The 23,598-nt window shown below is 64.2% G+C and carries 24 protein-coding genes and 4 tRNA genes; 14 read left to right on the top strand and 14 right to left on the bottom strand.

The annotated features are described in order from the left end of the window. Window positions 1–10: 10 nt before the first annotated feature. The 4 genes from FLM21_RS04985 to msuE are packed head-to-tail and all read right to left on the bottom strand — an operon-like array spanning window position 11 to window position 3,645. The gene (locus tag FLM21_RS04985; protein ID WP_148714510.1) at window positions 11–790 is read right to left on the bottom strand and encodes an ABC transporter ATP-binding protein; all 780 of its coding nucleotides are present in this window, start codon (window positions 788–790) and stop codon (window positions 11–13) included. A 10-nt stretch (window positions 791–800) separates the two neighbouring features. After that, complete coding sequence (locus tag FLM21_RS04990; protein ID WP_148714511.1) at window positions 801–1,949, bottom strand: AMP-binding protein; 1,149 nt, start codon at window positions 1,947–1,949, stop codon at window positions 801–803. A gap of 5 nt (window positions 1,950–1,954) precedes the next feature. After that, window positions 1,955–3,043 (bottom strand): dimethylsulfone monooxygenase SfnG, encoded by a 1,089-nt coding sequence (sfnG, locus tag FLM21_RS04995; protein WP_148714512.1) that lies wholly within the window; start codon window positions 3,041–3,043, stop codon window positions 1,955–1,957. 32 nt (window positions 3,044–3,075) lie between these two features. Further along, window positions 3,076–3,645 (bottom strand): FMN reductase, encoded by a 570-nt coding sequence (gene msuE / locus FLM21_RS05000; protein ID WP_148714513.1) that lies wholly within the window; start codon window positions 3,643–3,645, stop codon window positions 3,076–3,078. Window positions 3,646–4,022: 377 nt separating this feature from the next. On the opposite strand from msuE, the gene FLM21_RS05005 reads away from it, so the two are divergent. Continuing rightward, window positions 4,023–5,249, top strand: a complete 1,227-nt coding sequence (locus FLM21_RS05005; RefSeq protein WP_148714514.1) for an SfnB family sulfur acquisition oxidoreductase — start codon at window positions 4,023–4,025, stop codon at window positions 5,247–5,249. A 69-nt stretch (window positions 5,250–5,318) separates the two neighbouring features. Here FLM21_RS05005 and FLM21_RS05010 read toward each other — a convergent pair whose 3' ends face one another. The 6 genes from FLM21_RS05010 to glmS form a co-directional block, all read right to left on the bottom strand. Continuing rightward, entirely contained in the window at window positions 5,319–6,092 is a 774-nt protein-coding gene (locus tag FLM21_RS05010) for an ATP-binding cassette domain-containing protein (protein WP_148714515.1), read from the bottom strand. Continuing rightward, window positions 6,089–7,054, bottom strand: coding sequence for an ABC transporter ATP-binding protein (locus tag FLM21_RS05015; RefSeq protein WP_187360098.1), 966 nt, complete (start codon window positions 7,052–7,054; stop codon window positions 6,089–6,091). The genes FLM21_RS05010 and FLM21_RS05015 overlap by 4 nt, the downstream gene beginning before the upstream one ends. Continuing rightward, complete coding sequence (locus FLM21_RS05020; RefSeq protein WP_148714517.1) at window positions 7,051–7,890, bottom strand: ABC transporter permease; 840 nt, start codon at window positions 7,888–7,890, stop codon at window positions 7,051–7,053. Before FLM21_RS05020 ends, FLM21_RS05015 begins: the two co-directional genes overlap by 4 nt. Continuing rightward, window positions 7,887–8,861: an ABC transporter permease gene (locus tag FLM21_RS05025; protein ID WP_148714518.1), complete on the bottom strand. Its 975-nt coding sequence runs from the start codon at window positions 8,859–8,861 to the stop codon at window positions 7,887–7,889. Before FLM21_RS05025 ends, FLM21_RS05020 begins: the two co-directional genes overlap by 4 nt. Before the next feature lie 55 nt (window positions 8,862–8,916). After that, the gene (locus FLM21_RS05030) at window positions 8,917–10,425 is read right to left on the bottom strand and encodes an ABC transporter substrate-binding protein (protein WP_222846778.1); all 1,509 of its coding nucleotides are present in this window, start codon (window positions 10,423–10,425) and stop codon (window positions 8,917–8,919) included. A 314-nt stretch (window positions 10,426–10,739) separates the two neighbouring features. Beyond that, window positions 10,740–12,563, bottom strand: coding sequence for a glutamine--fructose-6-phosphate transaminase (isomerizing) (gene glmS / locus FLM21_RS05035; protein ID WP_148714520.1), 1,824 nt, complete (start codon window positions 12,561–12,563; stop codon window positions 10,740–10,742). A gap of 206 nt (window positions 12,564–12,769) precedes the next feature. Here glmS and FLM21_RS05040 point away from each other — a divergent pair, with 206 nt between their 5' ends. Further along, entirely contained in the window at window positions 12,770–13,063 is a 294-nt protein-coding gene (locus FLM21_RS05040) for a hypothetical protein (RefSeq protein ID WP_148714521.1), read from the top strand. Window positions 13,064–13,068: 5 nt separating this feature from the next. Here FLM21_RS05040 and FLM21_RS05045 read toward each other — a convergent pair whose 3' ends face one another. The 4 genes from FLM21_RS05045 to FLM21_RS05060 form a co-directional block, all read right to left on the bottom strand. After that, window positions 13,069–14,607, bottom strand: a complete 1,539-nt coding sequence (locus tag FLM21_RS05045; protein ID WP_148714522.1) for a glycine betaine uptake BCCT transporter — start codon at window positions 14,605–14,607, stop codon at window positions 13,069–13,071. A 164-nt stretch (window positions 14,608–14,771) separates the two neighbouring features. Beyond that, window positions 14,772–15,332, bottom strand: coding sequence for an SLATT domain-containing protein (locus tag FLM21_RS05050; RefSeq protein WP_148714523.1), 561 nt, complete (start codon window positions 15,330–15,332; stop codon window positions 14,772–14,774). A gap of 107 nt (window positions 15,333–15,439) precedes the next feature. After that, window positions 15,440–16,105, bottom strand: a complete 666-nt coding sequence (locus FLM21_RS05055; RefSeq protein ID WP_148714524.1) for a glycine zipper 2TM domain-containing protein — start codon at window positions 16,103–16,105, stop codon at window positions 15,440–15,442. Window positions 16,106–16,257: 152 nt separating this feature from the next. Beyond that, a complete protein-coding gene (locus FLM21_RS05060) occupies window positions 16,258–17,250 on the bottom strand; it encodes a phytanoyl-CoA dioxygenase family protein (RefSeq protein ID WP_148714525.1) in 993 nt (330 codons plus the stop codon). Between the two features lie 126 nt (window positions 17,251–17,376). Here FLM21_RS05060 and FLM21_RS05065 point away from each other — a divergent pair, with 126 nt between their 5' ends. The 12 genes from FLM21_RS05065 to rplL all read left to right on the top strand — a co-directional run bounded on the left by FLM21_RS05065 (window position 17,377) and on the right by rplL (window position 23,504). After that, the gene (locus FLM21_RS05065) at window positions 17,377–18,255 is read left to right on the top strand and encodes a helix-turn-helix domain-containing protein (protein ID WP_148714526.1); all 879 of its coding nucleotides are present in this window, start codon (window positions 17,377–17,379) and stop codon (window positions 18,253–18,255) included. A 246-nt stretch (window positions 18,256–18,501) separates the two neighbouring features. Further along, window positions 18,502–18,586 (top strand) — tRNA-Tyr (locus FLM21_RS05070). Between the two features lie 53 nt (window positions 18,587–18,639). Continuing rightward, window positions 18,640–18,713 (top strand) — tRNA-Gly (locus FLM21_RS05075). 6 nt (window positions 18,714–18,719) lie between these two features. Continuing rightward, window positions 18,720–18,794 (top strand) — tRNA-Thr (locus FLM21_RS05080). Between the two features lie 47 nt (window positions 18,795–18,841). After that, complete coding sequence (gene tuf / locus FLM21_RS05085) at window positions 18,842–20,032, top strand: elongation factor Tu (protein WP_148714527.1); 1,191 nt, start codon at window positions 18,842–18,844, stop codon at window positions 20,030–20,032. Between the two features lie 49 nt (window positions 20,033–20,081). Beyond that, window positions 20,082–20,157: transfer RNA gene (locus tag FLM21_RS05090), tRNA-Trp, on the top strand. Window positions 20,158–20,222: 65 nt separating this feature from the next. Then, window positions 20,223–20,579 carry a preprotein translocase subunit SecE gene (secE, locus tag FLM21_RS05095; RefSeq protein ID WP_148714528.1) on the top strand — a complete coding sequence of 119 codons (357 nt, stop codon included), beginning with the start codon at window positions 20,223–20,225 and terminating at the stop codon, window positions 20,577–20,579. Between the two features lie 16 nt (window positions 20,580–20,595). Beyond that, window positions 20,596–21,129 carry a transcription termination/antitermination protein NusG gene (gene nusG, locus FLM21_RS05100; protein ID WP_148714529.1) on the top strand — a complete coding sequence of 178 codons (534 nt, stop codon included), beginning with the start codon at window positions 20,596–20,598 and terminating at the stop codon, window positions 21,127–21,129. A 91-nt stretch (window positions 21,130–21,220) separates the two neighbouring features. Continuing rightward, complete coding sequence (gene rplK / locus FLM21_RS05105) at window positions 21,221–21,652, top strand: 50S ribosomal protein L11 (RefSeq protein ID WP_148714530.1); 432 nt, start codon at window positions 21,221–21,223, stop codon at window positions 21,650–21,652. Continuing rightward, the gene (rplA, locus tag FLM21_RS05110; RefSeq protein ID WP_148714531.1) at window positions 21,653–22,348 is read left to right on the top strand and encodes a 50S ribosomal protein L1; all 696 of its coding nucleotides are present in this window, start codon (window positions 21,653–21,655) and stop codon (window positions 22,346–22,348) included. A 238-nt stretch (window positions 22,349–22,586) separates the two neighbouring features. Further along, on the top strand, window positions 22,587–23,084 hold the full coding sequence (gene rplJ / locus FLM21_RS05115; RefSeq protein ID WP_148714532.1) for a 50S ribosomal protein L10: 498 nt from the start codon (window positions 22,587–22,589) through the stop codon (window positions 23,082–23,084). Between the two features lie 42 nt (window positions 23,085–23,126). Further along, window positions 23,127–23,504, top strand: coding sequence for a 50S ribosomal protein L7/L12 (rplL, locus tag FLM21_RS05120; RefSeq protein ID WP_148714533.1), 378 nt, complete (start codon window positions 23,127–23,129; stop codon window positions 23,502–23,504). Window positions 23,505–23,598: the final 94 nt, after the last annotated feature.

The raw sequence follows: 23,598 nt of genomic DNA on the forward strand, positions 1-23,598 counted from the left end.
TCAGTGGCTCCTAGTGGCGCGTACCCAGGTACGCGGCAATCACCTCGGGGTTGCGGCGCACCGCGTCGGGCGGGCCGTCGCCGATCTTGCGGCCGTAATCGAGCACCACCACGTGGTCGGACAGGTTCATCACCACGCCGATGTCGTGCTCGATCAACACCACCGTGGTGCCGAACTCGCGGTTGACGTCGGCGATGAAGCGGCTCATCTCGCGTTTTTCCTCGGCATTCATCCCGGCCATCGGCTCGTCGAGCAGCAGCAGCTTGGGCTCGGCCGCCAAGGCCCGCGCGAGTTCCACGCGCTTTTGCAGGCCGTAGGGTAGCTTGCTCACCAGCGTGTGCCGCCATGGTTGCAGGTGCAGGAAAGCGATCACTTCCTCAGCACGCTGCCGTTGCGCATCGTCCTCGGCCGGCGCGCGGCCGATGCGCAGCGCCTGCTCCAGCCAGCTGCTGCGGCGCTTCAGGTTGCGGCCGGTCAGTACGTTGTCGAGCACGCTCATGCCCTTGAACAGGGCGATGTTCTGAAAGGTGCGGGCAATGCCGCGCACTGCCGCGCGATGCGGGTCCATGCGCTGGCGCACTTCGCCGTCGAATACGATGCGCCCGGCCTGCGGCCGGTACACGCCATTGATCACGTTGAGCAGTGAGCTCTTGCCGGCCCCGTTGGGGCCGATCAACGCGGTGATGCGGCCGCGCGCCACATCGAAGCTGATGTCGCCGATCGCCTTCACGCCCTTGAACGAGAGCGAAATGCCCTCCAGGCGCAGCAGCGGGGATGAAATCTCGGTCATGTGCGGTTCCTCAACCGGGTTGCGGCAGCGCCGCACCGTAATCGGGCGCCTGCCAGCCGGTGATGTGGACGGCGGGGCCGGTGGTGCCATGCCATTGCGCCGGGTCCGGCCAACCGCGCACGACCACCCCGAGTTGCGTTAGCAGGCGGGCGGCAGGCTCGGTCAGCGGGTCGCCAACCAGTAACGGCACCCGCGTGCGGGTGAGCCCCAGTACATCGCGCAGTGGCCGGCGCACCAGCCAATGCCCGGCAATGCCGTGCCAGAGTCGGCCATGCCAGCTGCGTGGCGGCGTAAGTGCCGCATCGACCAGCCAGCGGCGCAACGAGCCTGGAAGCGGCAAGCGTTGCTGCACCTGATCGGCGAGCCGCCCCCAGGTTTCGCGCGTGCCGGCCACCAGCGTGGGGCCGAGTTCGCGCCGATCCTGGTCGCGCGTGGCGGTGCTTTCCGGGAAGTTGAGGCGGAACCCTGCCAGCAGCCACGGCGCCAGCAGGTAGCGCGCCTGCCCGCCAGCGGCGAAGGCGCGGGCCGCCAATGCTTCCTCGTGCTCGGTCAATCCCTCCGCGGTGACGAGACGCACGCCTTCCTGCAGCAGCTCGGCATGGCTGATGGCCTGGCGCTCGATGTTCCCCCCGGGCTGCACCCGGTAGAAGGCGAAGGCCGGTTGCGCGGAGCGTGCCTGCGGTTCGGCCGGCGCAGCGTCGCCGTGGAGCTCCGCATAGGCGGTCCAGCCGGCGATGCCATTCAGTCCCCGTGCATCGCCATAGATGGCGAGCCGGTAAGCGCCGTGGTTCACGCGTTGCCACTGGGTTTCGTCTTCGGCAAACAGGTAGTGTGGCGACAGCTGCTGCAGCACGGCGTGCAGTTCGGCATCCGGCAAGTCCGGGGCCAGCGGCACCGCCACGCCCCCCAGCCATTGCGCAGCCAGCGACAGCAGCAGCGCCTCCGGGCGCGGCTGCGTCAGCAGCACCAGCGCGTCGCCTGCGCCGAAGCCGGCTGTGGCGAGCGCCGCCGCGAGGCGAGCCGTTTCATCGGCCAGTTCGCGCCAGCGGCGCGCCTGCCAGATGCCGAGCCGCTTGTGGCGCAGGGCAATCTCGCCGCTGCGTTGCCGCGTCTGGACAAGTAACTGCTCTGGCAGGGTGTTAGGGGCGGTGTGGTGCATGCGGATCAGGCCGCCACGGTTTCGGCCACCTGCTGCGCTTCCAGCTCGCGCACCAGCGGCAGCACATGCTGACCGAAGTAGACCACTTCCTCGTGATAGTGCAGGAAGCCCGTCAGGATCAGGTCCACGCCCACCGCCTTCAGCGCAACGATGCGTTCGGCGATCTGGCGCGGCGTGCCGATCAGGTTGGTCTTGAAGCCGTCGTTGTACTGCACCAGGTCTTCGAAGGTCGATTTGGCCCAGTTGCCCTCGCCCTCGGGGCTGGCACGGCCGGCCTGCTTCACCGCGTCGCCGAAGGCGTTCACCGCTTCCGGATCGGCTTTTTCGATGATCTCGGCCAGCACAGCGCGCGCTTCTTCCTCGGTTTCGCGGGCGATGACGAAGGCGTTCACGCCGACCTTGACGCTGTGATTGTTGGCGGCTGCCTTGGCGCGGATATCGTCGATCTGCGCCTTGATCCCTTCGACGGTATTGCCGTTGGTGAAGTACCAGTCGGAAACGCGCGCAGCCATGTCGCGTGCGGCACGCGAACTGCCGCCCTGGAAGATTTCCGGATGCGGTTGCTGCAGCGGCTTGGGCTTGAGCGTGTAGTCGGAAAAGCGGTAGAAGTCGCCGCGGAAACTGAAATTGTCGGTGGTCCAGATGCCCTTGAGCGCACGGATGAATTCCTCCGAGCGGCGATAGCGCTCGTCGTGTTCCAGCCACGGCTCGCCAATGGCCTGGAACTCGCCCTTGAACCAGCCCGAAACGACGTTGACCGCAACACGTCCGCCACTGAGCTGGTCAATGGTGGCGATCTGCTTGGCGGCGACGGCCGGGTTCCACGGTCCGGGCAGGAGGGCTGCGATCACCTTGAGCGTGGTGGTGGCGGCGAGCAGCGCGTGCGAGAACGCCACCGGCTCATGCTGGAACTCTGCGCCGTAGCCCGCCGTGAAGCGGATCTGGCTCAATGCATAGTCAAAGCCATTGGCTTCGGCCAACTGCGCCAGCTTGCGGTTGTAGTCGATGTCCCAGCTGGTGCGTTGTTCGATCTTGCTGACGACGAGGCCGCCACTGACGTTGGGTACCCAGTAGGCGAACTTGATCTGGCTCATGGGGTGGTTCCTGTGTGTTGAAGGCTGGGGGATCAGGCTGCGACGGCGGCGGAAACTGCCGCTTCGCGATGGGAAAGCAGCGGCAGCGCACGTTCCACCGCCAAGGCGATGCGCGCCTGCAAGGCCGTGTCCTGTACGCGGTAGTCGCTGAACTCGCGCTCAGCGCCATACACACCGATCGGCAACGTCAGTGCCTGGAAGAAAGAGAACAGCGGCCGCAGTTGGTGATCGATGACGAGTGCGTGGCGATCGCTGCCGCCGGTGGCAGCGAGCAGCACTGGCACATTGGTCAGTGCTTCGTGATGGACAAAGTCGAACAGGTGCTTGAACAGGCCGGTGAAGGAGGCGCGATAGACGGGGGTCGCCACCACCAGGAGATCAGCCGTCTCGATGGCACGGATGTCCTCGGCCACGCTTACCGGCAACTGGTCGCGCCGCAGGGCGCCGGCGAGCGACGGACCGATCTCGCCGAGCTCGATCAGTTTGATGTCCACCGCGATGCGATCGGCCAACTGGGCCAGGATGGCCTCGGTGAGGGCCAGCGTGCGCGACGGTCGTTGCAGGCTGCCAGTCACGGCGACGACGTTCAGTTTCTTGCTCATAGTGTCCTCTTGGCGGGATGCCGATGATGGCAATCTATGAGCACTAACCGTGCCAATCCTGTTTTTGATTTTTAATCAAACAGTTAGTTCGTTTTTTAGCTGGACGGCGAATGTTGCGCCCGCTGCAGCGTGCTGCTGGGTTGCTGCTCACGCAGCAATTCATGGCAATTTGGGCATGACGGTGAAAGGTGGGCCGCAAGAGTGCTGATTGAGCAGCATCGTTGCAGCAGTGCGTTGCGAATCGCACCTGCCGCCCCGGTCTGGTAAACGGGTTTTTCCTTCTAAATCAGCGGGATGTATCGATGGCATGAAGTGTGCATTTGCTTGGGTAGACCGCAACCTTTGCTGCGGCATTCTTTTACTGAGGAGCACCATTCATGTCCGAGCTTGCCCACGCCAGCGCGCCAGCCACCACTTCCCGACCCAAGGCCCATGTGATCCGCGACGATGCCGAGGCGATCGCCATTGCCCGCGAGCTGGCGGCTGAGTTCCGTCAGGAGGCCGCCCAGCGCGATGCCGAACGCCGCCTGCCGCGTGCCGAGCTCGATCGTTACTCGCAAAGCGGCTTGTGGGGCATCACCGTACCCAAGGAGTACGGCGGTGCTTTCGTTTCCAACGTGACGCTGGCCGAAGTGGTGAAGATCGTGTCCGAGGCCGATCCCAGCATCGGCCAGATCCCGCAGAACCATCTCTATATGGTCGAGGGGCTGCGGCTCGATGGCAGCGACTGGCAGAAGCAGCACTTCTTCAAGCTGGTGCTCGACGGCGTGCGTTTTGGCAACGCGTTTTCCGAGATCGGCACCCGCAGCGTCAACGATGTGCAGACACGTTTGATCCCAACCGAGGGCGGTTACGTGCTGTCGGGCAAGAAGTTCTATTCCAGCGGCGCGTTGCTCGCTGACTGGGTGCCGGTGGTGGCCAAGAACGAACACGACGACACGGTGGTGGCTTTCGTGGAGAAGGGCAGCAAGGGCCTGACGGTGATCGATGACTGGTCGAGCTTCGGCCAGCGCACCACCGCGAGTGGCACCACGCTGCTGGAGAACATCTTCGTTCCCAGCGAATACGTGCTGCCGCACCACCTGGCGTTCGATCGGCCGACGGTGATGGGCCCGATCGCGCAGATCATCCAGGCCGCCGTCGATGCCGGCATCGCCCATGCCGCGCTGAACGACACCATCGCCTTCGTGCGCCAGCACACCCGCCCATGGATCGACAGCGAGGTCGAGCATGGCTACGAGGACCCGCTGATCATTCGCGAGATTGGCGATCTGACCATCCGCGTGCATGCCACTGATGCACTGTTGCGCCGCGCCGGCGAAGCGATCGACCTCGCGCAGGCCGAGCCGACCGAGGCCAATGTGGCCGCCGCGTCGATCGCCGTCGCCGAGGCCAAGGTACTGAGCACCGAAACTGCCGTGCTCGCCGGCAGCAAGCTGTTCGAGCTCGCCGGCACGCGCTCGACGCTGAACCAGTTCAACCTCGATCGCCACTGGCGCAATGCCCGTACCCACACGCTGCACGACCCGGTGCGCTGGAAGTACCACCACGTGGGCAACTACCACCTCAACGGTGTGTTTCCGCCGCGCCATCCTTGGTTGTAAAGCACGCATTCCCGGTGAGCCTGCGGCAGGGCGCCGATCAGGCCACCGGGTTGCGAGCTGCAGGGGGCGCTAGCCGAACGAACTGAGCGTGGGAACCGCAGACAGCAGCGCGTGGGTGTACGGGTGGGCCGGGGTGCAGAACAGCGTGTCGGCATGTGCGACTTCCACCACCCGTCCTGCCTGCATCACCGCGACGCGTTCGCACACATGGCGCACCACGGCGAGATCGTGGCTGATGAACAGCAGGGCCAGGCCCAGCTCGCGCCGCAGGCTGTGCAGCAGGTTCAGCACCTGCGCCTGGACCACCACGTCGAGCGCGGCGGTCGCTTCATCGCACACCAGCAATTGCGGGCGCAAGGCGAGCGCACGGGCGATGCCCACCCGCGCCCGCTGCCCGCCAGAGAGCTGGTGCGGGTAGCGGTTGGCGAGCGCTGCGGCAAGGCCGACGCGTTCGAGCGCTCCGGCGACGAAATCGTCGGGCCTGCCAGCGATGAGACCATGCAGTAGCGGCGCCTCGGCGATCTGCCGGCCGATGCGCAGCCGTGGATTGAGCGCGCTGCCCGCATCCTGGAACACCATCTGGATGCCCGGATGCGGGCCGGGTGGCATAGCTGCGCCCAGCCAGCTGCGCGTGCCACGGCTGGGCGGCAAGAGGCCGGTGGCGATGCGCGCCAGCGTCGATTTGCCGCTGCCCGATTCCCCCACCACGCCCAGGGCTTCGCCCGCCGCGATCGACAGCGTGACGGCATCGAGCGCGGTGATATGTCGTCGCTGCCATGGCAGGCCGCCAGGCAGCGTGAAATCGCAGCCCAGCTCCGCAACGGCGAACAGCGGCGGGCTCATGACATCACCAGTGGAAAGAAGCAGCGCACCTGCCGCCCTTCGCCCAGCGGATGCAATGCAGGCCCGGCTGCGCACTCGGCACGGGCGATCGGGCAACGTGTCTGAAAGCGGCAACCCGGTGGCGGCGGTGCCAGATCCGGTGGCTGGCCGGGCAGCGTGACAAGCTCAGCGCACGGCTCGGTGCGCGATGGAATGGCTGCGAGCAGCGCGGCGGTGTAGGGGTGTGCAGGCTGCTGCAGCACCCGTTCGGCGGGGCCGGTTTCGATCAACTGCCCGCCGTACATCACCAGTACGCGATCGGCGAAACCGGCTGCGACTGCCAGATCGTGGGTCACCCACAGCACCGCCGTGCCATGTACATGCCCGTGGGTGCGTACTAATGCCAGGATCTGCGCCTGCAGCGTCACGTCGAGTGCGGTGGTGGCTTCGTCGGCGATCAAGAGCGCGGGCTCGTTGATCAGCGCGGCGGCGATGGCCACGCGCTGGCGCATGCCGCCTGACAACTGGTGCGGATAGGCGCGCAGCCGCAGTTCCGGCTCCGGCAGGCCGACTGCCTGCAGCGCGGACACCGCCCGCCGCCGCGCCTCCTGCCGGCCTACACGGCGATGCGCCAGCACGGTTTCCGTCAGTTGCGTGCCTATGGTCAGCACCGGGTTCAGCGTCGCCATCGGGTCCTGGAACACCACGGACAGCGCGGCGCCGCGCAGCCGGCGCAAGGCACGCTCGGAGAGATCGGTGAGTTCCTCGCCATGCAACCGTATACTGCCGCCCACCCGTTGCACGGCGGCTTCGTTGAGCCCGGCCAGCGCCAGCGCCGTCAGCGTCTTGCCTGAGCCTGATTCGCCGACCAACGCCACCACCTCACCGGGTGCGATGGCGAAGCTCACGTCGTCGACCGGGTAGACAGTGCGCTGCGCACCGGGGATGCGCAGGGAGAGCTGCTCGACCGCCAGGACCGTCACCGTACCGCTTCTCGGGGATCGGCCAGCCGGCGCAACGCGTCTGCCAGCACATTGCAGCTCACCAGCAACAGTACCAGCAGCACGCCGGGAAACACGCTGATCCAGTAGCGACCAGACAGCAGGTACTGGAAGCCGTTCGCGATCAACAGGCCCAGAGAAGGCTCGGTTACCGGCAGGCCGACGCCGAGAAAGGACAGCGTGGCCTCCAGCGAAATGGCGGCGGCCAGCTGCAGCGCGGCCACCACCAAGAGCGTTGGCAGGCAGTTGGGCAGCAGGTGATGCGCCAGCACGCGCCAGGTTGGTAGCCGCAACAGTCGGGCGGCGGCGATGTAGTCCTTGTTGCGTTCGACCAGTGCCACACCCCGCGTTGCCCGGGCGTAGTAGGCCCACTGCGCCGCGACCAGCGCCAGCACGATCTTCGCAAGGCCCGGCCCGGTGACGGCCAGCAACACCAGCGCCAGCAGGATGGCGGGGAAGGACAGTTGCACATCGACGATGCGCATCACCAGCGCGTCGACCCAGCCACCACGCCAGGCGGCGACAAGGCCGAACACGATGCCGATCAGCAGCGCGAGCACGGTGCTGGCAAAGCCGACCACCAGGCTGATGCGCAAGCCATAGAGCATGGCCGACAGCATGTCGCGCCCCTGGGCGTCCGTGCCCAGCCAGTAGCGCATCTGGCCGGAATAGGCGGCGCTGCCGGGTGGCAGGCGCGCGTCGAACACGTCGAGCACTGCGAGATCGTAGGGGTTCTGCGGTGCGAGCCAAGGGGCGAAGAGGGCGCCGCCGACCAGCAGCGCCAGTGCGATCAGTGCCGTGTAGCCGCTGCGGCTCATGCCGCGCTTCCCAGCCGCACGCGTGGGTCGAGCAGGGCATAGAGCAGATCGACCACCAGGTTGATGGCGACGAACAGCGCCACGGTGATCAAGAGGTAGGCCACCACCACCGGACGGTCGAGCACGGCGATGGCATCGATCAACAGCTTGCCCATGCCGGGCCAGGCAAACACGGTTTCCGTCACGACAGCGAAGGCGATCAGCGAGCCGAACTCCAGCCCGGAGACCGTGACGATGGGGATCAGGATGTTCTTCAACACATGCACGCCGACGATGCGGGCCGGAAACAGACCACGGGCACGGGCAAAGCGCACGTAGTCCTGCCGCATTGCCTCGCGCGTCGCGCCCGCGGTCAGCCGGAGAAGCAAGGACCACTTGAACAGCGCCAGCGTGACCGCGGGCAGCAGTAGGTGGCGCCAGCCTTCAATCCCGGTGATCGACAGCGGCATCCCGAACACCGGCTCGGTCGGCCCGCGCCCGCCGGTGGGCAGCCATCCGAGGCCCACGGCGAACAGCATGATCAGCATCATGCCGACCCAGAATGTAGGCAGCGAAAACCCCAGCAAGGCGAGGCCGTTGACCAGCCGCGCCGACAGGCTGTTCGGGCGCAGCCCTGCCCATAGCCCCAGCGGCACGCCGGCGACGAGCGCGATCAGCAGCGCGGCACTGGCCAATTCCAGCGTGGCGGGCATGCGCGCGAGCACCAGCCGGATCGCCGGCTCGCCGTGGGTGAAGGTCTGCCCCAGATCGCCGCGGCCGGCGGCGGCGAGGAAGTGCCCGTACTGCGCCCACCACGGCGCATCGAGACCCAGGCTCGCGCGTACGCGCGCAATATCGCGCTGGTCGGCCTGCGGATCGACCAGCAACGCGATCGGATCGCCAATCGCGTAGACGGCGATGAACACCAAGAGCGACATCACCAGCAATACCACGGCGCTTTGCAGCAGGCGGCGCAGGATCAAATTGATCATGGGCTCGCCGCGCGTGACCAGCCCGGCATGGCGCCGGACCAAGCAAGGCCCGCGCTCATTCGGGCCTGAATTGCCAGGCGAAGGTGAATTCGTCGATGCGCGGCGTGTAGCGGATGCCTTTCTTCACCGCCCAGCTGGCGTACTGGTGATAGAGGGGGATCACCGCATAATCCTTCAGCCCCACCGTCGCGGCCTCCTCGGCCAGCTTCTCGCGCTGCGCCGGCTCGGTGGCGGCAAGCGATGCGGCCACCAGCTGGTCGACCTTGGCATTGCTGTACTTGCCCCAGTTCCAGCTGCCCCAGCCGGTATCGGGGTTGACGGTGCCGACGAGTGAACGCAGCGCGAAATCGCCCGCCAGCGAGCCCCAGCCCAGCAGCGCCACGCTGTATTCGCCGGCGCGTGCCTTGCCGAAGTAGGCCGACAGCGGCAGCGTTTCCACCTTGGCATCGATGCCGACACGGGTCAGCAGTTGCGCCACCGTCTGTACCACCTGCTCATCGTTGATGTAGCGGTTGTTGGGGCCATGCAGCGTGAGCCGGAAACCGTCCGGATAGCCCGCTGCGGCCAGCAGCTTCTTCGCGCCCTCCGGATCGTACGCTTCGGGCTTGAGCTTCTCGGCGTGGCCCAGGATGCCCGGCGAGACGATGTTGGCCGCCGGCGTTGCCAAGCCTTCGAGCGTGCGCTCGGTGAGCGCTTCGCGGTTGATCGCTTTGGAGAGCGCCTGGCGCACGCGCACGTCCTTGAGCGGGTTTTTCGCGAGCGGCTTGCCCGCCTTGTCGGTCACGTCGGGAGTGATATCGCGCACTTGATCCAGATGCCAGAACAGCGTGCGCCACGATGCGCGCTGCGCCAGTGTGAACTTGGGGTTGGCCTTCAACCGTGCGATATCGGCGGTGGGGATGTTCTCGATGGCGTCGACGTCTCCCGCCAGCAGCGCGGCCAGGCGCGGCGCATCGCTGGTCAGGATGCGGAAGGTGACCTTGTCCCAGGCCGGTTTCTCGCCCCAGTATTGCGGATTCTTCACCAGCTCGATGGCCTCGCCGCGCTTGAAGCCGCCAAACTTGAACGGGCCGGTACCCACGATGGCCTTGCCAGAGTTGAAGTCATCCGCACTCGCATTCTGCACCGCCTTTTTCGAGACAATGAAGATGGAGTTGAGATCAAGCGGTAGCGGGCCGTAGGGTGTGGCGGTCTTGAGCCGCACCGTGTAGCGATCGACCGCCTCCTTGGCAACGATGGGCTTGGTGTAGCTGGTGAAAGGGCCGGGGCTGTTGGTCAAGGTAGCGGGCCTATCGAGTGAGAACAGCACGTCATCGGCCGTCAGCTCGCTGCCATCGTGGAATTTCACGCCGCGACGCAGCTTGAACTCCCAAGTAGTCGGATCGATCGCCTTCCAGCTCACGGCAAGGCCCGGCTGCAGCTTGCCATTGGCGTCTACGCTGGTCAGCGCCTCGAATAGGTGGGACGACAGCGCGATGTTTGGCGCGATATTAACGAAATGCGGGTCCAGCGAAGAGACATCGGCCGCCAAGCCAATGCGTAGGTCAGCTGCGTGAGAAGGCACAAGCGTTGCCAACGAGAGCAACAGAGCAAGCAAGGAGCACCGGAACAGGGCCATGGCAGATTCTCGAAATCGGGAGAACCGATCTCAGCAAGCTCTGTTCCAGCGGATCGTTGGTAAGTTTGCTCAGTGGTGTGGTGATTACCTGCTGGATTTTCAACGGAACAAGACGAAACTTGTCGTTTTATCCACAGCGTCAGCGTTGTGGTCACTATGCACTACCGGCGCGCGCTGAATTCAAACGATAGCATCCGCAATGTACCCATTAGCCGGCATTGATTGCACAGAACAACAACACATATCAAACGATCACAGACTCATTCCACTGTGACCGACTTCGCGAGATTGCGCGGCTTGTCCACATCCGTGCCCTTGCGGCAGGCGGTGTGATAGGCAATCAGCTGCAGCGGCAGAGTCATGGTGATGGGGGAGAGCGGGCCTGGGGCGGCGGGCACGGTGAGTACACGGTGGGCGCCGTCGAACTCGGCCTCGGTGCCGGGCTCGGCCAGTACGAACACCTTGCCGCCACGTGCCTGGACCTCGTGCACGTTGGAAATCAGCTTGTCGAGTAGCGCGTCTCGGGCGGCGCACACGATCACCGGCATATGTTCGTCCACCAGCGCCAGTGGGCCATGCTTGAGTTCGCCGGCGGCGTAGCCCTCGGCATGGATGTAGGCGATCTCCTTGAGCTTGAGCGCGCCTTCCAGTGCGATCGGGTACAGCGTGTTGCGGCCAAGGAACAGCGCATGCTGGTAGTGCGCCAGCTCCTGCGCCCAGCGGTCGATCTCGGCATCGAGTGCCAGCGTGTCGAGGATCTGGTGCGGCAACGTTGGCAGCGCGTCGCCCAGCGCGGTGAGTTCGGTTTCCGGCAGGCTGCCGCGGGTGCGTGCCAGCGCGGCAGCGAACACGTAGAGCCCGACCAGCTGGGTGAGGAATGCCTTGGTGGAGGCGACGCCGATCTCGATGCCGGCCTGGGTGAGGAACAGCAGATCGGCTTCACGGGTCAGCGTGGCGTGCGGTACGTTGCACAGCGCCAGAATCTTGACCGCACCGCGTTCGCGGGCTGATCGCACTGCGGCGAGCAGGTCGGCGGTTTCGCCCGATTGCGAGATGGCGACGATCAGCGTGCCGTCCTGTTCGTGGCTCTTGCGGTAGCGGTATTCGCTGGCGATGTCGACGCTGACCGGCAACCCGGTCCATTCCTCGATCCAGTAGCGGGCGACGAGGCCGGCGTGGTAGCTGGAGCCGCAGGCAACAATGCGGATGGCTGGCGCGGCGGCGAAGGCGACCTCGGCTTCATGGCCGAACAGCTCCGCGCGGCAGCCCAGCTCGGTGGCGCGCGCCAGCGTATTGGCGACGGCGGAGGGCTGCTCGAAGATTTCCTTTTGCATGAAGTGGCGATAGCTGCCGAGCTCGGCGGCATCGGCCGAGACATCGACGGTGCGCGCGTTGCGCTTCACCAGGTTGCCGGCCGCATCGAACACTTGCACCTCGCTGCGTGTCAACTCGGCGATGTCGCCTTCTTCCAGGTAGACCATGCGCTGCGTCACCGGCAGCAACGCGGCGATGTCGGAGGCGAAGAATTGTTCGCCGAAACCCAGGCCCAGCACTAGCGGGCTGCCACGGCGGGCGCAGACCATCCGGTCCGGCCAATCACGGCAGATCACGCCGATGGCGAAGGCGCCGGTCAGCCGGGCCATGGCGGCACGCACCGCGCCGAGCAGATCGGTGCTGGTTTTCAGCTGGTGATGGATCAGGTGGGCGATTGCTTCGCTGTCGGTGTCCGAGGTGAAGCGGTAGCCCAGATCGCTGAGCTCTCCGCGCAGTTCGCGGTGATTCTCGATGATGCCGTTGTGCACGATCAGCACGCTGTCGCCGCCAAGGTGCGGGTGGGCATTGGCTTCGGAAGGCTCGCCGTGAGTGGCCCAGCGGGTGTGGGCGAGGCCTACCCGACCGGCGAGCTGGCCGCCGCGCTGCGCCAGCTCGGCGACCCGACCGGCCACGCGCAGCCGTGTCATGTCCGAGCGTTCGATCAGCGCAAGGCCACTGGAATCGTAGCCACGGTATTCCAGGCGGGCGAGGCCGGCCAGGAGCATGGGAACCACATTGCGATCCGAGATCGCACCGACGATGCCGCACATAGCTGAACTCCGTTGTTGCTATGCACAAAATCTACGTGGCGTCGCCCGGCTTGTCGTTATAGGGAATCCCTTAAGGGTTTTTTGCAGATGCGAAATAACGACGTAAGCATATGAGGCCCGCAGCATGACAACCGACAGGCGGACAGGAAAGCCCTGGCAGCGCTGTCTAGATTGGAACAAAGCGCCGTAAAGGCAAGGAGAGCGCGATGCACATGCTTGCGATGGGGCCGATCGGCATCCGGTTGTATGCCCGTATCCTGACCGCCGAAGCCAGCCGACCGGACGAATTGGCCGATCACGTTGTTGACGAGATCAACTGCTATCTGCCGCGCGCCAGCAGCGAGGAGCAGGTGATGCTGTTCCAGCTGGCTTGCGAAACCCACGAACTGCTGGGCGATGCCTTCGAGCGGGTGGACGACTTGGCCGTACGGCGCCAAGTCATCGATCTGCTGTCCAACGTGATCCAACCGGTCCGCGCGCTGCCGCCCGCGGAGGGCTGATCGCTTCAGCTGGCTTCGGTCTGCGCTGACTGTCGCAGCAGCCGTTCCAGCGCATGGCGGCGCGCCCGCTCGGCCTTGTCACGGGCGCGCTCATCCTCGCTCAATGCCTTGTAGAGCGACACGCACAATCCCACCATCACCAGTGCGAACGGCAGGGCGGCGACGATCGATAGCGTCTGCAGGGCCTTGAGGCCGCCGGTGAACAGCAGCACCACCGCCATGGCCGCCATCAACACGCCCCAGATCAACTTGATCCGTGCCGACGGATTATGCGAGCCGCCGGACGACAGCATGCCCAGCACGAAGGTGGCCGAATCGGCGGATGTGACGAAGAAGCACAGGATCAGCAGCAGGGCGGCACCGGACAGTAGCGTGGACAACGGCAGCGCATGCAGCAGTGCGAACAGCGTCTGCGCATAATCCTGCTGCTGCACGGCCAGCAGGTTCACGCTGTCGAACAGCTGCTGGTGCAGCGCGGTGCCGCCGAAGACCGCAAACCAGATAAAGCTGACCAGCGTAGGCGCAAGCAACACACCGAGCACGAACTCGCGGATGGTGCGCCCGCGTGAGACGCGCGCGATGAAGATGCCCACGAACGGCGCCCAGGTGATCCACCAGGCCCAGTAGAACAACGTCCAGTCCGCCACCCAAGTGCCTTGGCTGAACGGCGTCAGGCGCAGGCTCATGCCTGCGATGTTGTGCAAGTAGCTGCCCAGCGTGGTGGTCAGCGTCTCGGTGATGAAGAGCGTCGGCCCCAGCAGTGCCACCGCCAATAGCAGCGCCAGTGCCAGCAGCACATTGGCGTTCGACAGCCATTTGATGCCGCGCTCCAGCCCAGTCAGCGCTGAAATCAGCGCCAGGCCCACGGCCAGCACGATGATCACCACATGCAACAGGTTGCTGTCCGGCACGCCCAGCGCCAGCTGCAGCCCGCCGGCAATCTGCAGCGTGCCGAGCCCGAGCGAAGTCACCACGCCGCAGGCGGTGGCGATGACGGCCAGGATGTCGATTGCCTTGCCGATCGGCCCGTGGGCATGCCGCCCCAGCAGCGGCTGAAACGCGGTGCTCACCAGTACCGGCTGTTTCCGGTTGAAGCCGAAGTAGGCAATGGCCAGTGCCATCACGCCGTAGATGGCCCACGGGTGCAGGCCCCAGTGGAAGAAGGTGAAGCGCATCGCATCGCGCGCGGCAGCAGCGGTCTGCGGCTCGGCCAACGGCGGCGCTGCATAGTGAGCCAGCGGCTCGGCCGCGCCCCAGAACACCAGCCCGATGCCCATGCCGGCGGAGAACAGCATGGCAAACCAGCTGGCCCGCGAGAAGGTCGGCTCCGCGTCGTCGCCTCCCAGGCGGATGCGGCCGAAGCGGCCAAAGGCTAGATAGAGCGCGAAGCAGAGGAAACCGAACACCGACAGCAAGTAGAACCAGCCAAAGTGGCTGATGGTGAAGCCCAGCATGGCCTGCGTGGTGGCGCTCATCGCGTCGGGCATCAGCGCACCCCAGGCGACGAACAGGGCGGCGAGCGCGACCGAGATCCTGAAGACCATCGCTTATCTCCCTGATTTTGTTGATTACTTTTTCAGCATAACAGCCGACTCAGGGCGATTTTCCCGTCAAGTGCAATAGTCCCGCGGGAAGTGATGGGATCATGCCGAAATGTTGTGGAGTGCTTTGGTTGATGCGATACGGCAGCGGGCCGCTGCGTGCGTGCTCAGGGTGTGAGTTCGGGGGCGGCCAGCGCCAGCTGCAGATCGCGGTGCGAGGTGGGGAAGGCCTCGGCCTCCACATTGATGCGCCGGTATTCCTCGTACAGCGCGGTGTAGTTCTCCCACAGCGCGCCGACGTCTTCGGGCAGGTCCGCCTGCTTCTGCAACAGGTTCTTGGCCCGGCGTGCGATGTCGATATAGCGGTTGCCGATGGCGCGATGGCCTTCGGCGGTCTTGTGGAAGTTGAAGAAGGTCTGTACTGCGGAAAGGCTGGCGGCGCAGAAGGCGAGCAGGGTGGAGATCAGCGACAGCGCGTCGACCGCCCGGCCGCCAAGCGCCAGGCTGGCGGGATCGAGCTCGCCGCTCAGGTTGATATTGCCGCCCTGCAGGTTGACCAGCACGATACCAACGAACAGGTTGGCCAGGATCACTGGCACACCGCACCAGCGGTGCAGGGTCAGCTTGCGGTCGGCCGCGGCGAAGTGGCGACCCTTGCAGATGCGGGCGTCGCGGCGCAGTTCTTCCAATGCGGCAAGTGCGCCCAGCCCGTGTTGTACCTGGTCCATATGCTCATCCGGTTCGATCCCGGCGGCATCTTAATCCAGCGCAATCGGGCCAGCCATAGCAAAACCCGGCCGCGAGGGCCGGGTGGGTGTAGTGGTGTGTAGCGATGTCAGTTGGCGCTGAGGTCGCCGCCGATATCGCGAACCGACTGTCCCTGGTGGAAGGCCGGCTGCTGCTCGTACTTATAGCTACGGCTGCTGCCGTCTTCGAATGCCACGTCGACTTCGTACACGGTGCTCTTGCGCACCTGCTTCTCGATCTGGTGCCCGGCAACGGCGCCACCGATGGCACCGAGTACCGTGGCGGCCTTGCGGCCATTGCCCTTGCCCACTTGGTTGCCCAGCACGCCGCCGACCACGCCGCCGGCAATGGCGCCACCACCGCTGGCGTTCCCGGCCACTTCCACTGCGCGTACCGCAGTCACCGTGCCGCAGCTGGCGCAGGTCTGCTTCACCGGGGTCGGGTCAGCATGCGGCACCGAGGTCGGTCGCGCCGTCGGTCGCGGCTTGGGTGTGGGGCGCGGTGTCGGGGCTGCCGTGGGTTCCGGCGTGGGGGAGGGGGTCGGTGTGAGCGTAGGCTCCGGAGTTGGTGTCAGCGCGGTCACCGGGGTGATCATCGAGGCGGACGCTGGCATGCTGGCCATCGGCTGCGGTGCCGGCTCGGGCTGGCCGATCCAGCCCATCCAGTGCGCGATACCGACGCCGGAAAACAGAATCACCGCGACGGTGGCGGCCAGGACCAGCGGATGCAGCTTGTTCGAAGTTGAGGTATCCATACGTTTCTCCTGTTGTCGCACCCGATCGAGCCGGGCTGCTTATGAGAACGATGATGCGCCCCACCCCGACGACACGCGAGTGACAGGCGGCACAAACCCGGCGGCATTTTTTACCTCGTGTTCGATGGTATTCCGCCGGGTTTCGCCGGCATTCAGGCCATTGCCGGCTCAGGCAACGTTCGTTTCAGACCGTCCTGCCACCCGGTCAGGCCGAGGATGCGCTCGCCCAGTGGCGTGAGCGCCGCACGAGGATAGCGGGCCTGTTCCCAGCCGCGTGGATCGCCGGGGAAGGCATAGCCGCGCGCCGGTTCGCGCCGGTGCCAGCTGCCGATGCGCCAGTCACGTAGCTCGGTATCGGTCTCGTTGGCCGGGGTGAACGAGATGTACTGAGCTAGGCGCACCCGGTCGGTCGAGGTATTGGGCCGGATGCCGTGGGCCAGCAGGCTATTGAAGATCAGCAGATCGCCGGCTTGCATCGGGATGAAGCGTGGCGCCCAAGGCACGGTGTCGAGCTCCGGTCGCCACGGGTTGCGACCGGCCGGGGCGCCGCGTCGCCAGTCTTCGAAATGCTCGAACAGCTCGGGAATGCACTGGAAGCCGCCGCCTTCTTCGCTGGTATCGGATAGTGCCAGTACGCCCTGCACATTGACTGGCAGCGGATCCAGCGTGGTATCGGCGTCCCAATGGATGAAGCCGCCGAATTTGCGCACGCCGGCATTGGGTGTGTTGAGATTGGCGCGATCGATCGTTACCCACAGGTCCTCGCGATCCCAGATGTCGACGAAGGCGTCGTAGATGCGCGGCGTCTGACGGTTGTCCCACAGCGTCTGGTGCTGGTAGGCCTCGACCATGCCGGAGCCATTGAGCTCACGCATCTCGTTCTCGCGGAGCTGCGGCCGGCTCCAGCTGGCAGGGTCGTGTGGATCCAGTTCCTGGAATTCCCACAGGAAGTCGGCCGTGCACGCTACTTGTTCAACACTGACTGCCTGGCGCACGATCACGTAGCCATAACGTTGCCAGTGAGCGAAATCAGCGTCGCTCAACACGCGCAAGGGCAACCGTTTCTTCAGATCGCGCAGCTGGGTCTGCTCGGTATAGGCCACCGAAGGATTGCCGGGGCGTTGATCGCCGTAGCCGTAGTTCATCGTGATCTCCTGGTTGTCGGCACCGGGCCGTGGCAACCAGTCTCGTCGTCCGGCATATGCCGTATTGCGCGGTATTGGGCGACTATTGATACGATCGTGATGTTTGAATGACCAATGGTGGTCACGATGCGTCCGCAATTCGAACATGTGCTGGTGCCGGCTGGGCAATCGTGGTCCTTGTTGTGGCGCGAGCTGCCCGAGCTGCCATTCCAGTGGCACTACCATCCCGAGTTCGAGCTGACGCTGACACTCAATGCCCGAGGTCAGCGCTTCATTGGCGACGATGTCGCGGATTTCGACGACGGCGATCTGGTGCTGGTCGGCCCCAACCTGCCGCACACTTGGGCGGCGCAGCAGCGCCTGCGCGACGATAGGCCGATGCTGGCGGTGGTCGCCTGGTTCGATCAGGGCTGGCTGGCACAACTGACCACCGTGTTGCCCGAGCTGGCGCCGCTGCATCAGCTCGCGCGCTCGGCGGGGCGTGGCCTCGTGTTCTCGCCTGCTACCCGCGAGCGGGTACGCACCGACCTGCTCCGCTTGGGGCCGCTCGCGCCGGCGCAACGGTTGCCAGTCCTGCTTGATGTATTGCTGGCGCTGGCGGCGGATCGGGAGGCGGTGCCGCTGGCGTCATTGGCGCCGCCAGGCGGCATGGCCGACGGCCAGCGCGAGCGGATCGGCCGCATCCTCGACCATTTGCATGCGCATTTTGCCGAGGACATCGTGGTGGACGAACTGGCGCAACGGGCGTCACTCTCGGTAGGTGCTTTCCACCGCTTCTTCAAACGCCACACGCTGACTACGGTGATCGACTACGTCACCCGCTTGCGGGTAGGGCGTGCCTGCCAGCAACTGATCCAGACCGACAAGGCCATCGGCGCGATCGCCGAGGAATCCGGCTGGCGCAATCTCGCCCACTTCAATCGGCAGTTCCTCGCCGCCAAGGGCATGACACCGCGTGCTTTCCGCGCCCGGCAACGGCAGCTGGAGGCGAGGGTAGTGCGCTAGACGCGGACAATCTGATATGCAGTGCGCAGCCATCGCGAGAGAAGTGCGATGGCAGACCGCTGGCTTTCACCGCCCTGCGCACTACGTACTGCGCCGTGAAGCCGTATGACGACTGGGGCCCGTACGCGTCGCGCGGCGAACGGGAAAAATTCCCTTGTCGATCAGCGGAGTGGCGAATTTTCTTGCCGCCCGGCCGAAAACAATTTGACATGATTTGGGTCGTTGACCATAATGCGCAGCTCTTGCGGTGGGGTGGCCGAGTGGTTAAAGGCAGCAGACTGTAAATCTGCCCTCTCTGAGTACGCTGGTTCGAATCCAGCCCCCACCACCAAATGCGCTTCGCGGTGTGAAGTCTGCGTTAACTGCTAGTGAAGCTAGGATCCTGCGGGTGTAGCTCAATGGTAGAGCAGAAGCCTTCCAAGCTTATGACGAGGGTTCGATTCCCTTCACCCGCTCCAGGTTAAGCTGTTGTAGCTCAGGGGTAGAGCACTCCCTTGGTAAGGGAGAGGTCGTGGGTTCAATTCCCACCAACAGCACCATCTCTCATCAATGCTGGTGTATTTCAGGTTCTCGAGAAGGAAATATCATGGCAAAGGAAAAGTTTGCGCGGACGAAGCCGCACGTGAACGTGGGCACCATCGGTCACGTTGACCATGGCAAGACCACTCTGACCGCAGCGATCACCACCATCCTGTCGAAGAAGTTCGGCGGCGAAGCCAAGGGCTACGACCAGATCGACAGCGCGCCGGAAGAAAAGGCTCGCGGTATCACGATCAACACCGCCCACGTCGAATACGAAACCGAAAAGCGCCACTACGCGCACGTCGACTGCCCGGGTCACGCTGACTATGTGAAGAACATGATCACCGGTGCCGCCCAGATGGACGGCGCGATCCTGGTCTGCTCGGCCGCTGATGGCCCGATGCCGCAAACCCGCGAACACATCCTGCTGTCGCGCCAGGTTGGCGTGCCGTTCATCATCGTCTTCCTGAACAAGGCTGACCTGGTGGACGACGCCGAACTGCTCGAGCTGGTCGAAATGGAAGTGCGCGAGCTGCTGTCCAAGTACGACTTCCCGGGTGACGACACCCCGATCATCACCGGCTCGGCGCGTCTGGCCCTCGAAGGCGACCAATCGGAATACGGCGAACCCGCCATCTTCCGTCTGGCCGATGCCCTCGACACCTACATCCCGGAGCCGGAGCGTGCCATCGACGGTACCTTCCTGATGCCGGTGGAAGACGTGTTCTCGATCTCGGGTCGCGGTACCGTGGTGACCGGTCGCGTTGAGCGTGGCATCATCAAGGTCGGCGAAGAAATCGAAATCGTCGGTATCAAGCCGACCACCAAGACCACCTGCACCGGCGTGGAAATGTTCCGCAAGCTGCTGGACCAAGGCCAGGCTGGCGACAACATCGGCGCGCTGCTGCGCGGCACCAAGCGTGAGGAAGTCGAGCGCGGCCAAGTGCTGGCCAAGCCGGGTTCGATCACCCCGCACACCAAGTTCGAAGGTTCGGTCTACGTGCTGAGCAAGGAAGAGGGCGGTCGTCACACCCCGTTCTTCAACGGCTATCGTCCGCAGTTCTACTTCCGTACCACCGACGTGACCGGTGCGGTCGAGCTGCCGGCAGGTACCGAAATGGTGATGCCGGGTGACAATGTGGAAGTGACCGTGTCGCTGATCGCACCGATCGCCATGGAACAAGGTCTGCGCTTCGCCATCCGTGAAGGCGGTCGTACCGTCGGCGCCGGTGTCGTTGCCAAGATCATCGAGTAAGTAGTTCACAAGAAAGGGTGGGGTTGTTATAATCCCGCTCTTTCCCTGTAGGCGATTAGCTCAATTGGTAGAGCACCGGTCTCCAAAACCGGGGGTTGGGGGTTCGAGACCCTCATCGCCTGCCACAGAATAGACAGGGCCGTTTCCTCTGGGAACGGCCCTGTACTATCGGCAATCCAGAAGCGGGCACATGGAAAGCGTAGATAAATTCAAGGTTGCGGCAGCATTGTTGCTCGTCGTGGCAGGTGTGGCAGGCTATTACGCCGTGCCGGCCGATCAAGGTGTGTTGCGCGTTGTCGCGGTTGTGGTCGGCTTGTTGCTGGCGGCGACGGTGCTGTGGTTCTCTTCGCCGGGGCGCTCGTTCGTCGATTACGCGCGCGACTCGGTGAAAGAGGCGCAGAAAGTGGTCTGGCCAAGCAAGAAAGAGACTTGGCAGGTGACTGGTGTGGTATTCCTGTTTGTCGGCGTATTGGCGCTGTTCATGTGGGCGGTCGATTCGGGTCTGGCGTGGTTGTTCTATGACGTGATCCTGGGTCGCGGCCGGTAAGTAACGGGGTAATACGATGGCAATGCGTTGGTATGTGGTGCACGCTTACTCGGGCTTCGAGAAGAGCGTGCAAAAGGCATTGAAGGAGCGCATCGAGCGCGCCGAAATGCAGCACCTGTTCGGCCAGATTCTGGTGCCGGTCGAAGAGGTGGTCGAGATCAAGGCCGGTCGCAAGGCGCTGACCGAGCGCAAGCTGTTCCCGGGCTACGTCTACGTCGAGATGGATATGACCGACGATTCGTGGCATCTGGTGAAGTCCACGCCCAAAGTGACCGGTTTTCTGGGTGGGGTCGGCAATCGCCCCACGCCGGTGTTGCCGCGCGAAATGGATGCGGTGCTCAAGCAGATTCAAGAGGGTGTGGAAAAGCCACGCCCCAAGGTGTTGTTCGAAGTCGGCGAGACGCTGCGCGTCACCGACGGTCCGTTTGCCGACTTTCAGGCAACGGTCGAGGATATCGACTACGACAAGAGTCGCCTCAAGGTGTCGGTGCTGATCTTTGGTCGCGCCACGCCGGTCGATGTGGATTTTGCGCAGGTCGAGAAGGTTTAAGCGGCCTGTGTGTTGGTCCGGTGCCAAGGCGCCGGTTTGGACGGGGAGCGGGGCGCGAGTCCCGCGTTTGACCCATTTAAGGAGTTAGATCGTGGCAAAGAAGATCATCGGCTACATCAAGCTGCAAGTGCCAGCTGGTAAAGCCAATCCGTCGCCGCCCATTGGCCCGGCCCTGGGTCAGCGCGGCCTGAACATCATGGAATTCTGCAAGGCGTTCAACGCCCAGACCCAAGGCGTCGAGCCGGGTCTGCCGATTCCGGTGGTGATCACCGCTTTCGCGGACAAGTCCTTCACCTTCGTGATGAAGACTCCGCCGGCGACCATTCTGATCAAGAAGGCTGCCGGCATCCAGAAGGGTTCCAGCAAGCCGCATACCGACAAGGTTGGCACCATCACCCGTGCCCAGCTGGAAGAAATCGCCAAGACCAAGCAGCCTGATCTGACCGCTGCCGATATCGATGCCGCCGTGCGTACCATCGCCGGTTCCGCGCGTTCGATGGGCCTGAATGTGGAGGGCGTGTAAATGGCTAAGGTTTCCAAGCGTCTGGCCGCACTGAAGGCCAAGGTTGACAGCACCAAGCTGTACGCCCTCGACGAAGCGCTGGCGCTGATCAAGGAAGGTGCTACCGCCAAGTTCAACGAATCGATCGACGTGTCGGTCAACCTCGGCGTCGACCCGCGCAAGTCGGACCAAGTGGTTCGCGGTGCTGTCGTGCTGCCCAAGGGTACCGGCAAGAGCGTTCGCGTTGCTGTGTTCACCCAGGGTGCCAATGCCGAAGCCGCCAAGGCTGCCGGTGCTGACATCGTCGGCTTCGAAGACCTGGCCGAGCAAGTGAAGGCTGGCAACATGGATTTCGACGTGGTGATCGCCTCGCCGGACGCCATGCGTATCGTCGGTCAACTGGGCCAGATCCTCGGCCCGCGCGGCCTGATGCCGAACCCGAAGGTCGGCACCGTGACCCCGAACGTCGCCGAGGCCGTGAAGAACGCCAAGGCAGGTCAGGTCCAGTACCGTACCGACAAGGCCGGTATCATCCACGCCACCATCGGCCGCGCTTCGTTCGAAGCCGCCGACCTGAAGGCGAACCTGGTTGCGCTGATCGATGCGCTGCAGAAGGCCAAGCCGGCCGCTGCCAAGGGTATCTACTTCAAGAAGGTCGCCGTATCCAGCACCATGGGTATCGGCGTGCGCGTGGATACCACCACGGTTACGCAATAAAGAACTTTGGGCCTGTGTCCGTCGCAAGGCGGGCGCGGGATTGTCAAAGACCGTAGGCGCGTGAGGGATATATCCCGATCGCTTAATTAACGAGGGCGCAAGCACTCGCTGGCCCACGCAGACGGTGCACCCAATCTAGGTTTTTCCCGGTGGCGCAAGCCGCCGGGCGCTCCTGAATGAAGGTCGCCGTTAGGGGGTGCAAGCAATTGCACCGTTCTCTCGCTAATGGAGGTAGACCTTGAGTCTTAATCTCGAAGACAAGAAGGCCGTCGTTGCTGAGATCTCGGCAGAAGTTGCCAAGGCTCAGACCATCGTCGTCGCCGAGTATCGGGGTATCGGGGTTGCCAACATGACTCAGCTGCGCAAAGACGCGCGCGAGTCCGGCGTGTACCTGCGCGTTCTGAAGAACACGCTGGCACGCCGTGCGGTCGAAGGCACGCCGTTTGCCGGTCTGGCTGACCATATGGTCGGCCCGCTGGTATATGGCCTGTCCGAAGACCCGGTTGCCGCAGCCAAGGTACTGAACAGCTTCAGCAAGAAGGACGACAAGATCGTCATCAAGGCTGGCTCTTATGAAGGCAAGGTTCTGGATGCCGCCGGAGTTGCCGAGCTGGCCTCGATCCCGAGCCGCGAAGAGCTGCTGTCCAAGCTGCTGTACGTCATGAAGGCACCGCTGTCGGGCTTTGCCCGTGGTCTCGCTGCCCTGGCGGAAAAGAAGCAAGCAGAAGCTGCTTAACCCGATTTCATTACGAATTACCGATTTTCAGGAGTTTTACAAATGGCTCTGTCCAAAGAAGATATCCTCGAAGCCGTTGCTGGCTTGACCGTCATGGAACTGAACGACCTGGTGAAGGCGTTCGAAGAGAAGTTCGGCGTTTCGGCTGCTGCTGTTGCTGTTGCTGCTGGCCCGGCTGCCGGTGGCGCCGCTGCTGCTGCAGAAGAGAAAACCGAATTCGACGTGATCCTGACCGGCGCTGGCGCCAACAAGGTTGGCGTGATCAAGGTCGTCCGCGAAGTGACCGGCCTGGGTCTGAAGGAAGCCAAGGATCTGGTCGACGGCGCTCCGAAGCCGGTCAAGGAAGGCGTGTCGAAGGCTGATGCCGAAGCCATCCAGAAGAAGCTGGTTGAAGCTGGCGCTACCGCTGACGTGAAGTAATTGCGTTAGCCAGATGTGCAGGCAGGCGGAGCAATCCGCCTGCCCTTTTGCGTTTTGTCGTTCCGCACCGGGGCTGGCCCGGGTAGAAGGCAAA

Origin of the sequence: Chitinolyticbacter meiyuanensis (assembly GCF_008033135.1) — a bacterium.
In the GTDB taxonomy this organism is placed as follows: domain Bacteria; phylum Pseudomonadota; class Gammaproteobacteria; order Burkholderiales; family Chitinibacteraceae; genus Chitinolyticbacter; species Chitinolyticbacter meiyuanensis.